Genomic DNA, 13,101 nt, shown 5'->3' with positions numbered 1-13,101 from the left:
CATGGCCGACGACCGTCTGACCATCGCCGGGACCACGTTCGACTCCCGGCTGATCATGGGAACGGGCGGGGCGCCCAGCCTCGACGTGCTGGAACGCTCCCTGGCCGCCAGCGGCACGGAGCTGACCACCGTGGCCATGCGCCGCCTCGACCCGACCGTGCAGGGCTCCGTGCTGTCCGTCCTCGGCCGCCTCGGGATCCGCGTCCTGCCCAACACGGCGGGCTGCTTCACCGCGGGCGAGGCCGTGCTCACGGCCCGCCTCGCGCGGGAGGCCCTCGGCACCGAGTGGATCAAGCTGGAGGTGGTCGCGGACGAGCGGACGCTGCTGCCCGACCCGGTCGAGCTGCTCGACGCCGCGGAGACGCTGGTCGACGACGGCTTCACCGTCCTGCCGTACACCAACGACGACCCCGTGCTCGCCCGCAAGCTGGAGGACGTCGGCTGCGCGGCCGTGATGCCGCTGGGCTCGCCCATCGGCTCGGGGCTGGGCATCCGCAACCCGCACAACTTCCAGCTCATCGTGGAGCACGCGCGCGTGCCGGTGATCCTGGACGCGGGGGCCGGTACGGCGTCCGACGCGGCGCTGGCGATGGAGCTGGGCTGCGCGGCCGTGATGCTGGCGTCCGCCGTGACCCGTGCCCAGGAGCCGGTCCTGATGGCGGAGGCCATGCGGCACGCGGTGGAGGCGGGCCGGCTCGCGTACCGGGCGGGGCGGATCCCGCGCCGGCACTTCGCGGAGGCCTCCTCCCCGGTGGAGGGCCGCGCCGCCCTGGACCCGGAGCGGCCCGCGTTCTGACGGCCCCGCCCCGGCGCGGGGCCGTCACCGCGGGCGCCCGCTCCGGGGGGGCGGGCGCCGGGGGCCGCCGGTGTCACAGCTCGGCTGCAGTCCAGGCCGGGCGGGTACGGGGCGGCCGGGGTGTCGGTACGGGCTCGTAGACTCGGGCGGGTGGATACGACCCTGCACGACCCCCTCGTCGGCCAGCTGCTCGACGGCCGCTACCGGGTCGACGCGCGCATCGCCGTCGGTGGCATGGCCACCGTCTACCGGGCCCTGGACACCCGGCTCGACCGGGTGCTCGCCCTGAAGGTGATGCACCCCGCCCTCGCCACCGACGCGACGTTCGTGGAGCGGTTCATCCGCGAGGCCAAGTCCGTGGCACGGCTGTCGCACCCCAATGTGGTCGGGGTGTTCGACCAGGGCGCCGAAGGGGCGTACGTCTACCTGGCCATGGAGTACGTCGCCGGGTGCACCCTCCGCGACCTGCTGCGCGAGCGCGGGGCGCTCCAGCCCCGGGCGGCGCTCGACATCCTGGAGCCGGTGCTCGCCGCGCTGGGGGCCGCGCACCTGGCCGGGTTCGTCCACCGGGACATGAAGCCGGAGAACGTCCTGATAGGGGACGACGGCCGGGTCAAGGTCGCCGACTTCGGGCTCGTCCGGGCGGTCGGCGCGGCCACCAGCACCACCGGGTCCGTGCTGGGCACCGTGTCCTACCTGGCGCCCGAGCAGATCGAGCACGGCACCGCCGACACCCGCGCCGACGTGTACGCCTGCGGGGTCGTCCTCTACGAGATGCTGACCGGCGCCAAGCCGCACGCGGGCGACACACCCGCCCAGATCCTCTACCAGCACCTCAACGCGGACGTCCCACCGCCCTCCGCCGCCGTCCCCGGCCTCGCGGCCGACCTGGACGACCTGGTGGCGAGCGCCACCGCCCGCAACCCCGACGTCCGCCCGCACGACGCGGTGGCGCTCCTGGCCCTGGCCCGCGAGGCGCGGGCGGCGCTCGGCGACGAGCAGCTCGACCTCGTACCGCCCCAGGCGGGCCCGGCCGCGGAGGGCGCCGAGCGCGCCGGCGGCGGCTCCGAGGACCCCACCAGCGTGATCGCCCGCCCCACGCCCGGCGACGACGACGGCGTCCGGCGCACCAGCCGGCTCACCATGCCGCCGCGGCCGGGCCCCGCGCCGGAGCCGGTTCCCCGGCGCGGCGTCCGGGGCACCGTCCTCGACACCCGCCGCGGACTGGTCGCCGCCCTCGTCGCCGTCCTGCTCGTCCTCGGCGTCGGCGGAGGCGTCTGGTACATCAACTCCGGCCAGTTCACCCGCGTCCCCACCCTGCTCGGCCAGAGCCAGGCCGAGGCGGAGAAGCGGCTCGCCGACGCCGGGCTGGAGGTCGAGGCCGTCGAGCGGGACTACAGCAGCGCCTACGACCGGGGCACCGTGATGGCCGCCGACCCCGCCCCCGGCGAGCGCGTCCGGGGCAACGGCTCGGTGACCCTCACCGTCTCGCGCGGCCCGGAGATCGTGAAGGTCCCGAACCTCAAGGGGCTGCCGCTGGCCGAGGCCAAGCGGGAGCTGACCAGGGCGGGGCTCGCCCCGGGCAAGGTCACCCGGGCGTTCAGCGAGGAGTTCGAGCAGGGCAGCGTGATCCGCACCGACCCGAAGGCGGGCACCGGGCGCAACCCCGACTCCGCGGTCGCCCTGGTCGTCAGCAAGGGCGCCCCCGTCGACGTACCGGACGTCACGGGCGACACCGTCGGCGACGCCACCCGTACGCTGGAGGAGGCCGGGCTCACCGTGAAGGTCGCCGCGGCGCGCGTGCACTCCAGGCAGGAGGCGGGCAGCGTGGCCGCCCAGTCCCTCTCGGGCGGCAGCGAGGCCGCCAAGGGCGACACGGTCACGCTCACCGTCTCCAAGGGCCCCCGCCTGGCCGACGTGCCCGACGTCACCGGCAAGAACGTCGACGACGCCACCCGGGAACTGGAGCGCGCCGGCTTCGAGGTGAAGGTCGAGAAGAGCTTCCCGTTCCTCGGCGACACCGTGGACAGCCAGTCCGTGGCCGGCGGCGACCGCGCGCCCGAGGGCAGCACCATCACCATCACGACCAAGGGAATCTAGAAGCACATGATCGGCCAAGGCCCCGGCCCCGTCCGGCCGGAGGGCACCCGCAATCCGGTCGGCAGTCACGTCCCCGTGGCCGGCGGCCTCGCGAAGGCCGGCCTCGGGTACGCCCGCGAGATCGGCGCGGAGGCGGTGCAGGTCTTCGTGGCCAATCCGCGCGGCTGGGCCACGCCCACCGGGAACCCGGCCCAGGACGAACTGTTCCGCGAGGAGTGCGCCCTCACCGGCATCCCCGCGTACGTCCACGCGCCCTACCTGATCAACTTCGGCTCCCACACCGAGGCGACCGTCGAGTTCTCCGTGGCGTCCCTGCGGCACTCGCTGCGGCGCGCCCGGGACATCGGCGCCCTCGGCGTGGTCGTCCACACCGGTTCGGCGACCGGCGGCCGCCCCCGGGAGGAGGCGCTGGCCCAGGTGCGGACGCACCTGCTGCCGCTGCTGGACGAGCTGACACACGACGACGACCCGTTCCTGCTGCTGGAGTCGACGGCCGGGCAGGGTGCCTCGCTCTGCTCCCGCACCTGGGACTTCGGCCCGTACTTCGAGGCGCTCGACGCCCACCCCATGCTGGGCGTCTGCCTGGACACCTGCCACGTCTTCGCGGCCGGCCACGACCTGACCGGCGAGCACGGCGTCCGGCAGACCCTGGACCTGCTGGTCGACACGGTCGGCGAGGGGCGGCTGAAGCTGATCCACGCCAACGACTCCAAGGACGTCGTGGGCGCCCACAAGGACCGGCACGTCAACATCGGCGCCGGTCACATCGGCGAGGACCCGTTCCGTGAGCTGATGCGTCACCCGGCGACCGACGGCGTCCCGCTGGTGATCGAGACCCCCGGCGGCAAGGAAGGACACGCGGCCGACATCGAGCGGCTGAAGAAGCTCCGGAATAGTTGAGGAATACCCCTGGGGGGTATACGGTTTCTGCTATCGGCAGGAACCGTCACCGCCACCTGACCCTGGGGGCTCTCATGCGGCACGAACGTCACACCCCGCACGGCGAACAGGCACAGCACGACGAGCACGGCCGGCACCACCGGCACGACACCCCACAGCACCACGCACCACAGCACGAACACCAGGAACACCAGGAACACCGCGGACACCAGAACCACCACGGGCACCATGAGCACCACGGCGCCACCGGCAAGGTCAGCTGGTCCACGGCCGCCCAGGCGACCCTCCACTGCCTCACCGGCTGCGCCATCGGCGAGGTCCTGGGCATGGTGATCGGCACGGCCCTGGGCTGGGGCTCCCTGCCGACGATGGTGCTCGCCATCGCCCTGGCGTTCTTCTTCGGCTACGCCCTCACCCTGCGCGGCATCCTCCGGGCAGGCGTCGACTTCCGGACCGCCTTCCGGGTGGCCCTGGCGGCCGACACGCTGTCCATCGCCGTCATGGAGCTGATCGACAACAGCGTCCTCGTCCTGTGGCCCGGCGCCATGGACGCGCACCTCACGGACGCGTTCTTCTGGGGCGCCCTGGCCGTCTCCCTCCTCGCCGCGTTCGTCGTCACCACACCCGTCAACCGGTGGATGATCGGCCGCGGCAAGGGCCACGCCGTGGTGCACCAATACCACTGAGGGGTATCCGGCGGGCGTCAGAGCTCCGGGCCGTCCCCCGGCTCCTCCTGGTAGGAGTACCGCTGCTCCCGCCACGGGTCGCCGATGTTGTGGTAGCCACGCTCCTCCCAGAAGCCGCGGCGGTCGGCGGTCATGTACTCCACGCCCCGGACCCACTTGGGCCCCTTCCACGCGTAGAGGTGCGGCACGACGAGCCTCAGCGGGAAGCCGTGCTCGGCGGTGAGCAGCTCACCGTCCTTGTGCGTGGCGAAGATCGTGCGGTCCGACGCGAAGTCGGAGAGCCGCATATTGGCGCTGAACCCGTACTCCGCCCACACCATCACATGGGTGACACCGGCGGCCGGCGGGGCCAGCTCCAGGACCGTACGGGCGGGGACCCCACCCCATTCGGCCCCGAGCATGCTGTACTTCGTCACGCAGTGCAGGTCCGCGACGACGGTCGAGAACGGCAGCGCCGAGAACTCCTCGTGGGTCCAGCAGTGCTTGTCGCCGCCCTCCGTGGCGCCGAAGACCCTGAACTCCCAGCGTTCGGGCCTGAACTTGGGGACCGGCCCGTAGTGGGTGACCGGCCAACCGCGCTGGAGCCGCTGTCCCGGCGGAAGCTCGGACCCCTCCGCTGCCCGGTTTTCCCCGCTCCCTGGCTGACCCATGCCTCAATGGTGACAGACCGGGAGGGGTGGTCATGACCAGGGACGAGGCACATTCGGGCAACTCCTACTAAGCGTGCACTTACTGGACGCCCCTCTCCAGCGGTGCGAGGATGCGCGGCATCTGCCCCGTACACACGCGCGGAAGGAGCCTCTGCGATGCAGGGCGACCCCGAGGTCATCGAGTTCCTCAACGAGCAGCTCACCGCCGAGCTGACGGCGATCAACCAGTACTTCCTGCACGCGAAGATGCAGGAGAACTTCGGGTGGACGAAGCTCGCGAAATACACCCGTGCCGAGTCGTTCGACGAGATGAAGCACGCCGAGGTCCTGACCGACCGGATCCTCTTCCTCGACGGCCTGCCGAACTACCAGCGGCTCTTCCACGTCCGCGTCGGCCAGACGGTCACGGAGATGTTCCAGGCGGACCGGCAGGTCGAGGTCGAGGCGATCGACCGGCTGCGGCGCGGCATCGAGGTCATGCGCAATAAGGGGGACATCACGTCCGCGAACATCTTCGAGTCGATCCTGGCGGACGAGGAGCACCACATCGACTACCTCGACACGCAGCTCGAACTGGTCGACAAGCTCGGTGAGGCGCTCTACATCGCCCAGCTCATCGAGCAGCCGGATAGCTGAGCCCCGGTACGTCTCAGGCGGCTTCGCGAAGCGGCACGCCGTCCGCGGCCCCCGCGGCGGCGACGGCCTCGGCGGCCAGCAGGGCCGGTTCGCCCTGGTCGACCAGCTCGCGCCGGGGGCAGTTCCCGCGGCCAAGAATGGCCTGGATGCGGCGTACACATGATCCGCAGTCGGTGCCGGCCTTGCAGGCCGACGCTATCTGGCGGGGCGTGCAGGCGCCGGCGTCCGCGTGTTCCTTGACCTGCTTCTCGGTGACACCGAAGCACGAGCAGACGTACACGCGGTTCACCTCCCTGCGGGGATCGACGGGATCGACAAACGGGGGACCCCGCCTTGATCGGTGAGGCTAACCTAACCTTACCCGTCGCCCCCGGCGCGCAAAAGCCCGGGAAACGCCGATGGGGCGCGGATCACATGGATCCGCGCCCCTGGCACGTCAAGGCACTTTCAAGCCAAGATCAACGACCGGTACGGCCGCCGGCCCCGGTCACTGGTCGCGGTACATCTCCGCCACCAGGAACGCCAGGTCCAGCGACTGGCTGCGGTTGAGCCGCGGGTCGCAGGCCGTCTCGTAGCGCTGGTGCAGGTCGTCGACGAAGATCTCGTCGCCGCCGCCCACGCACTCGGTGACGTCGTCACCGGTCAGCTCCACGTGGATGCCGCCCGGGTGCGTCCCCAGCTCCTTGTGGACCTCGAAGAAGCCCTTGACCTCGTCGAGCACGTCGTCGAAACGGCGCGTCTTGTGGCCGGAGGCCGCCTCGAAGGTGTTGCCGTGCATCGGGTCGGTCACCCAGGCCACGGTGGCACCGGACGCGGTGACCTTCTCGACCAGCTCGGGCAGCTTGTCGCGGACCTTGTCGGCGCCCATGCGGACGATGAACGTCAGCCGGCCCGGCTCGCGGTCGGGGTCCAGGCGGTCGATGTACGTCAGCGCCTCGTCGACCGAGGTGGTCGGGCCGAGCTTGATCCCGATCGGGTTGCGGATCTTCGACGCGAACTCGATGTGCGCCCCGTCAAGCTGGCGGGTGCGCTCACCGATCCACACCATGTGGCCCGAGGTGTCGTACAGCTGCCCGGTCCGGGAGTCGACCCGGGTCAGGGCCGACTCGTAGTCCAGCAGCAGCGCCTCGTGCGAGGCGAAGAACTCGACCGTGCGGAACTCCGCCGGGTCGGTGCCACAGGCCTTCATGAAGTTCAGCGCGTTGTCGATCTCCCGCGCCAGCTGCTCGTAGCGCTGCCCCGACGGCGACGACTTCACGAAGTCCTGGTTCCAGGCGTGCACCTGGCGCAGGTCGGCGTAACCGCCGGTGGTGAAGGCGCGCACCAGGTTCAGCGTCGAGGCCGACGCCTGGTACATGCGCTTGAGCCGCTCCGGGTCCGGGATCCGCGCCTCCTCGGTGAAGGCGAAGCCGTTCACCGAGTCGCCGCGGTACGTCGGCAGCGTCACCCCGTCGCGGGTCTCGGTCGGCTTGGAGCGCGGCTTGGAGTACTGGCCCGCGATCCGCCCCACCTTCACGACGGGGACGGACGCGGCGTACGTCAGCACGGCGCCCATCTGGAGCAGGGTCTTGAGCTTGTTGCGGATGTGGTCGGCCGACACGCCGTCGAAGGCCTCGGCGCAGTCGCCGCCCTGGAGCAGGAACGCCTCGCCCCTGGCGACGGCTCCCATCCGGGCGCGCAGCTGGTCGCACTCGCCCGCGAAGACGAGCGGCGGATACGACTCGAGGTCCGCGATCACATCGCGCAGAGCCTCGGCATCGGGGTACTCGGGCTGCTGCGCCGCGGGAAGGTCTCGCCAGGTGTTGCCACCGGTCGCGGTGGGCTTAGCGTTCACGGTCACCTGCCCAACCTTACGGGGTCTTCCCCTACGTCCATCTGGTCGCTCACCTGATGAGACAATCAATCTTGAGGTTTTCACCGTTCCGTGGGGTAGGGTGCCGCCCATGTTCGCGCACTCGACCCGCACCTGGTGGTGGACCGCTCATCCGGCGGCCCACTGACTGCGCGTACACCGAAACACACGCGAAGGCCGCCCGAGGGGCGGCCTTCTCCCGTTTCACGGGCCGTTCCTCCCCATCCGGATCCTCTCCCGATCCGTCCGACCGGAAGGAACCCCCCGTGGACCCCCTGGACCTCTCCCGGCTGCTCGACGACTCCTGCCCGCCCTTCGCCCTGCTGCGCCGCCGCACCCCCGGCCGCGACCACGACACCGTCGAGGTGCTGATCGGCGCCGTGCACGAGGCCGACCGCCTGGCCGACCTCCCCGTCGGGGACCGCCCGGCCCTGGCCCTCGTGCCGTTCCGGCAACTGCGGGAGCGGGGCTTCGACGTCCGCGACGACGGCACGCCGGTGTCGGTGCTGGTCGCCGACGAGGCGTACGAACTGCCGCTCGCCACGGCGCTCGCCCGGCTCCCGGCACACGACGTGACCGTCGGGGAGGGCGCCTTCGACGTGTCCGACGAGGAGTACGCCGAGGTCGTGCGCCGGGTCGTCGACGAGGAGATCGGGCGCGGCGAGGGGGCGAACTTCGTCGTCCGCCGCACCTACCGGGGGCGGATCCCGGGGTTCGGGCGGCGGGACGCGCTGGCGCTGTTCCGGCGGCTGCTGGCGGGTGAGCGCGGGGCGTACTGGACCTTCGTCGTCCACACCGGGGAGCGCACCCTGGTGGGCGCGAGCCCGGAGGTGCACGTCCGGATGTCGGGCGGCACGGTCGTGATGAACCCGATCAGCGGCACCTACCGCTACCCGGCCGGCGGACCGACGCCCGAGGGCCTGCTGGACTTCCTCGCCGACCGCAAGGAGACCGACGAGCTCTCCATGGTCGTGGACGAGGAACTGAAGATGATGTGCACGGTCGGCGACATGGGCGGGGTGGTGGTCGGGCCCCGGCTGAGGGAGATGGCGCACCTGGCGCACACCGAGTACGAGCTGCGGGGCCGCTCCTCGCTCGACGTCCGCGAGGTGCTGCGCGAGACGATGTTCGCCGCGACCGTCACCGGTTCGCCGGTGCAGAACGCCTGCCGGGTCATCGAGCGGCACGAGACCGGCGGCCGCGGCTACTACGCGGGCGCGCTGGCGCTCCTGGGCACGGACCCGGGCGGGGCCCAGACCCTGGACTCGCCGATCCTGATCCGTACCGCCGACATCGCGGCCGACGGCGAGCTGCGCGTCCCGGTCGGCGCGACGCTGGTGCGGCACTCGGACCCGGCGGGGGAGGTCGCCGAGACGCACGCCAAGGCGGCGGGCGTGCTGGCGGCGCTGGGGGTACGCCCCGGGCGGCCGCGCGAGGAGTCCGTACGGCCCAGGCTCGCCGGCGACCCCCGGGTACGGGCCGCCCTGGACGCCCGCCGGGCGGATCTGGCGCCGTTCTGGCTGCGGATGGGCGAGCCGGTGGCGCAGCGGGCCGGCCACGCCCTGGTGGTCGACGGCGAGGACACCTTCACCGCGATGCTCGCCCATCTGCTCCGCTCCTCGGGCCTGGCGGTCACGGTCCGCCGCTTCGACGAGCCGGGGCTGCGCGAAGCGGTGCTCTCCCACGAGGGGCCGGTGGTGCTGGGGCCCGGCCCCGGTGACCCCGCTGACGCGGCCGATCCGAAGATGCGTGCGCTGCGGGCACTGACCGCCGAGCTGGTGCGCGGCCACCGCCACGGGCTGCTGGGCGTGTGCCTCGGGCACGAGCTGATCGCCGCCGAGCTGGGCCTGCCGATCGTGCGCAAGGCGGTGCCCCTCCAGGGCGCGCAGGTGCGGATCGACCTGTTCGGTACGGAGGAGACGGTCGGGTTCTACAACAGCTTCACCGCCCGGTGCGACGACGGGGCGGCCGGCCGGCTGGCCGCGCGGGGCGTCGAGGTGAGCCGTGACGCGGCGACCGGCGAGGTGCACGCGCTGCGCGGGCCGGGCTTCGCGGGGGTGCAGTTCCATCCCGAGTCGGTGCTGACGCTGCGCGGGGCGTCGATCGTCCGGGACCTGGTGCGGGCCCTGGCGGTCAGCCCCGGGTGAGGTCGTCGGGCCCCGGCACGAGGACATTCTCGCTGTGGCGGCCCTCCTCGTAGTCGGTGACGTTGCGCAGCGTGGTCTCGATGATCTGGGTCACCGCCTCCAGGGTGTAGTACGCCTGGTGGGAGGTGACCAGGACGTTGGGGAAGGTCATCAGCCGGGCGAGCGTGTCGTCGTCGACCACCCCGAGGGACTTGTCGAGGTAGAACAGGCCGGCCTCCGCCTCGTACACGTCCAGGCCGACGCCGGTGAAGCGGCCCGCGCGCAGTTCGCCGACGAGGGCCTGGGTGTCGACCAGGCCACCGCGGCTGGAGTTCACCAGGACGGCGTCGTCCTTCATGGACGCCAGCGCGGCGGCGTCGACGAGGTGCCGTGTCGCGGGGAGGAGCGGGACGTGCAGGCTGACGAGGTCGGCCCGGGCGAACAGCTCCTCCTTCTCGATGTACGTCATGCCCAGTTCCTCGCAGGCGGGGTTGCGGGCGATGTCCCAGCCCAGCAGGCGCATGCCGAAGCCGTGGGCGATCCGGGTGAAGGCCTCGCCGATCCTGCCGGTCCCCAGGACACCGGCCGTACGGCCCCGCATGTCCCGGCCGAGCAGCCCGTCGAGGCGGAAGTCGAAGTCCCGGGTCCGGTTCGAGGCCCGGACGACCCGGCGGTTGACGGCCATCGCCAGCGTCCACGCGAACTCCGCGACGGAGTAGGGCGAGTACGAGGACACCCGGGCCACGGTGAGGCCGAGCTCCCGGGCGACGGGCAGGTCGATGTTGTTGAAGCCGGTGGAACGCTGGGCGATCATCCTGGTCCCGCCGGCGGCGAGGGTGCGCAGCACGCGGGCGTCGAGGTCCGCGTTCACACTGGTGGAGATCGCCTCGTGGCCGGCGGCGAGGGGGGCGGTGTCCCCGGTGAGGAACACGTCCAGGCAGCGGACGCGGTGGCGTCCGGCGGCGGCCTCTTCGAGGAGCGGCTTCTCGTCGGCCTGGACGCCGAAGGCGAGGATGTCCACGGGTTCTCCAAGGGAGACGGCTGGGGGACGAGCGCGACCCTACCCCCGCCCCGGCCCCCTCCCCCGGCGCGCCGCGCCCACCGGCCCGCCGGGACCCCGGCCGGCCCGGCCTCGCGGTACCGCGAGCCGCCCGTCCCGTCCCGGCGGCCGGCTCCGGCCCGGCGGCGGGTCCCGGCCCTACGGCAGGCCCCGGTCCCGGGGGCTTCCCCGGGGCCGGAGCCGGAAGGCCCGCGGGCCGTGCAACGGCGGCCGCTAGGACGTGTTTCGAAAGTAGCGTCGTCCGCCCGGAGGGCGGGGCCGGGGGCGTCCGGTGCGTGCGATCGCAAGGCGGAGGGTGGGGGCACCTCCCGCGCCGCCAGGCGCAGGGGGAGAGAGCGCAGCAGGCTGCGCCGACGACCGACAACGCGGCGAGCGGGCGTGCCGGGCGTTCCCGGCCAGACGGGACTTTCGACACACGCCCTAGGCGTCGTCCAGGCCGCGTTCTATGGCGTAGCGCACCAGCTCGACGCGGTTGTGGAGCTGGAGCTTGCCGAGGGTGTTCTGCACGTGGTTCTGGACGGTGCGGTGCGAGATCACCAGGCGCTCGGCGATCTGCTTGTAGCTCAGGCCCTTGGCGACCAGCCGGAGCACCTCCGTCTCGCGGTCGGTGAGCCGCGGGGCCTTGGGGTCGTCCGGGCCGGCGGTGGGCAGCGGCTCGGAGGCCAGGCGGCGGTACTCGCCGAGGACCAGGCCGGCCAGGCCGGGCGTGAAGACCGGGTCGCCGGCCGCCGTCCGGCGCACCGCGTCGAGCAGTTCCTCCGTACTGGCCGACTTCAGGAGGTACCCGGTCGCGCCGGACTTCACCGCTTCCAGGACGTCGGCGTGCTCGCCGCTCGCGGACAGCACCAGCACCCGCAGGGCCGGGTCGGCGCCGACCAGCTCCTTGCAGACCTGCACGCCGGGCTTGGCCGGCAGGTTCAGGTCGAGGACGAGCACGTCGGGGCCGGTGGCCCGGGCCCGGCGTACGGCCTGCTCGCCGTCGCCGGCGGTGGCGACCACGTCGAACCCGGCCTCCGCCAGGTCGCGGGCGACCGCGTCCCGCCACATCGGGTGGTCGTCGACCACCATCACCTTGATCTGCCGCTCGCTCATGTGTCCGCCTTCCCCCGTGGAACCCTCGGGACCTTCAGTTCGACTTCCGTGCCCTGCCCGGGCACCGATACCAGCTCCGCCGTGCCGCCCAGGTCCCGCAGCCTGCCCCGGATGGACTGGGCGACCCCGAGCCGGCCCTCGCCCTCCGCCTGCGCGAGACGCCCCTCCGGGATGCCCGGCCCGTCGTCCCGGACCGTCACGACGACCTCGTCCGGCCAGTCCTCCACCAGGATCCAGGCCCTGGCGTCCTCGCCCGCGTGCCTCCGGACGTTGTCCAGGGCGGCACCGACGGCGGCGGCCAGCTCCTTCGCCGCCGCGGGCGCCAGCAGCACCGGAGCGCCCGGTTCGGAGAACGTGATCCGGCCGCACGCGTGCGGGGCGAGCAGGCCGCGCAGGTCGGCCGGGCCGTCGTCCGGTTCGTCGACCTCGCGGACCACGGCGCCCAGCGACTCGTCCTCCGAGACGTGGGAGGTGCGGGTCAGCCCGCCCGCGACCAGGGTGCGCAGCGCGACCTCCTGCTCCCCCGCCATCCGGCCCAGTTCGGCGGCCTCGCCGCCCAGGGCGGTGCCCCGGCGCTGGACCATGGCCAGCACCTGGAGGACGGAGTCGTGGATGTCGCGGGCCAGCCGCTCGCGCTCGCGGGTGGCGGCCTCGATCTCCAGGGCCCGCGCGAGGGTGCGTTCGGAGGCACGGGCCACCTCGACCACGTAACCGATCGCTATGGAGGCGACCCACACCAGCAGCACGTTGTGCAGGGTGTCCCGGCTGGGGTCGCCCCGCTCGACGATGTTGGCGACCGCGACCAGGGACGAGGCGAACGCGGCCCAGCGCCAGCCGCCCTTGATGGCGTACGCGAGGACGGAACCCGCCGTCCAGATGCTCGGCAGCGTCGGCCCGTCGAACGACTGGGCGTCCGCGTCGGCGAGCGGGGTCAGCAGGATGCCGGTGAGCGCCACGGTGAGGTCGGCGACCAGGAAGCGCTTGGTGCAGCCGGCGGCCCCGGCCACCTTGGGCAGGGTGGCGAGGGTCCAGACGGACATCACGGCGAGGAACGCGACGGCGACCCAGGGCCGCTCGAACGTGTCGCGGGTGAAGACGAACAGGAGCACCGCGTACCCCATGGTGAGGACGCGGTACGCGGTCAGCGCCCGCCACAGCGGCTGCTCCACGGACATACGGACGACGCGCTCGCGCTTGGCCAAC

The 13,101-nt window shown here is 72.7% G+C and carries 13 protein-coding genes; 7 read left to right on the top strand and 6 right to left on the bottom strand.

The annotated features are described in order from the left end of the window. Position 1 precedes the first annotated feature (1 nt). From ACZ7LK_RS04040 to ACZ7LK_RS04025, 4 genes are all read left to right on the top strand, one after another. Positions 2-796 (top strand): thiazole synthase, encoded by a 795-nt coding sequence (locus ACZ7LK_RS04040; protein ID WP_469465112.1) that lies wholly within the window; start codon positions 2-4, stop codon positions 794-796. 150 nt (positions 797-946) lie between these two features. Continuing rightward, entirely contained in the window at positions 947-2,896 is a 1,950-nt protein-coding gene (pknB, locus tag ACZ7LK_RS04035; RefSeq protein ID WP_471138260.1) for a Stk1 family PASTA domain-containing Ser/Thr kinase, read from the top strand. 6 nt (positions 2,897-2,902) lie between these two features. Further along, on the top strand, positions 2,903-3,796 hold the full coding sequence (locus tag ACZ7LK_RS04030) for a deoxyribonuclease IV (protein ID WP_471138258.1): 894 nt from the start codon (positions 2,903-2,905) through the stop codon (positions 3,794-3,796). Positions 3,797-3,870: 74 nt separating this feature from the next. Then, a complete protein-coding gene (locus tag ACZ7LK_RS04025; RefSeq protein ID WP_469465110.1) occupies positions 3,871-4,482 on the top strand; it encodes a DUF4396 domain-containing protein in 612 nt (203 codons plus the stop codon). A 17-nt stretch (positions 4,483-4,499) separates the two neighbouring features. Here ACZ7LK_RS04025 and ACZ7LK_RS04020 read toward each other — a convergent pair whose 3' ends face one another. Further along, positions 4,500-5,132, bottom strand: a complete 633-nt coding sequence (locus tag ACZ7LK_RS04020) for a sulfite oxidase-like oxidoreductase (protein WP_392276139.1) — start codon at positions 5,130-5,132, stop codon at positions 4,500-4,502. 156 nt (positions 5,133-5,288) lie between these two features. On the opposite strand from ACZ7LK_RS04020, the gene bfr reads away from it, so the two are divergent. Next, a complete protein-coding gene (bfr, locus tag ACZ7LK_RS04015) occupies positions 5,289-5,768 on the top strand; it encodes a bacterioferritin (RefSeq protein ID WP_469465109.1) in 480 nt (159 codons plus the stop codon). A gap of 13 nt (positions 5,769-5,781) precedes the next feature. Here bfr and ACZ7LK_RS04010 read toward each other — a convergent pair whose 3' ends face one another. Further along, positions 5,782-6,057, bottom strand: a complete 276-nt coding sequence (locus ACZ7LK_RS04010) for a (2Fe-2S)-binding protein (RefSeq protein ID WP_392276137.1) — start codon at positions 6,055-6,057, stop codon at positions 5,782-5,784. Positions 6,058-6,255: 198 nt separating this feature from the next. Further along, positions 6,256-7,608, bottom strand: coding sequence for a class II 3-deoxy-7-phosphoheptulonate synthase (locus ACZ7LK_RS04005; protein WP_392276136.1), 1,353 nt, complete (start codon positions 7,606-7,608; stop codon positions 6,256-6,258). A gap of 103 nt (positions 7,609-7,711) precedes the next feature. Between ACZ7LK_RS04005 and ACZ7LK_RS04000 the strand changes: the two genes are divergently transcribed. After that, complete coding sequence (locus tag ACZ7LK_RS04000) at positions 7,712-7,768, top strand: trp operon leader peptide (RefSeq protein ID WP_078493144.1); 57 nt, start codon at positions 7,712-7,714, stop codon at positions 7,766-7,768. Between the two features lie 127 nt (positions 7,769-7,895). Further along, positions 7,896-9,767: an anthranilate synthase family protein gene (locus ACZ7LK_RS03995; protein WP_471138623.1), complete on the top strand. Its 1,872-nt coding sequence runs from the start codon at positions 7,896-7,898 to the stop codon at positions 9,765-9,767. Here the strand turns inward: ACZ7LK_RS03995 and ACZ7LK_RS03990 are convergent. The 3 genes from ACZ7LK_RS03990 to macS all read right to left on the bottom strand — a co-directional run bounded on the left by ACZ7LK_RS03990 (position 9,754) and on the right by macS (position 13,100). Further along, positions 9,754-10,767, bottom strand: a complete 1,014-nt coding sequence (locus ACZ7LK_RS03990) for a 2-hydroxyacid dehydrogenase (RefSeq protein WP_471138255.1) — start codon at positions 10,765-10,767, stop codon at positions 9,754-9,756. The two genes, ACZ7LK_RS03995 and ACZ7LK_RS03990, sit on opposite strands and share 14 nt — an antisense overlap. Positions 10,768-11,226: 459 nt before the next feature. Next, positions 11,227-11,898, bottom strand: coding sequence for a response regulator (locus tag ACZ7LK_RS03985; protein ID WP_392276134.1), 672 nt, complete (start codon positions 11,896-11,898; stop codon positions 11,227-11,229). Then, on the bottom strand, positions 11,895-13,100 hold the full coding sequence (macS, locus tag ACZ7LK_RS03980; RefSeq protein WP_392276133.1) for a MacS family sensor histidine kinase: 1,206 nt from the start codon (positions 13,098-13,100) through the stop codon (positions 11,895-11,897). Before macS ends, ACZ7LK_RS03985 begins: the two co-directional genes overlap by 4 nt. Between the last annotated feature and the right edge of the window lies 1 nt (position 13,101).

This window comes from Streptomyces sp. NPDC039423 (genome assembly GCF_055598725.1).
The sequence above is the reverse complement of the archived record's forward strand: the minus strand, read 5'-3'. Positions and strand labels throughout refer to the sequence as shown.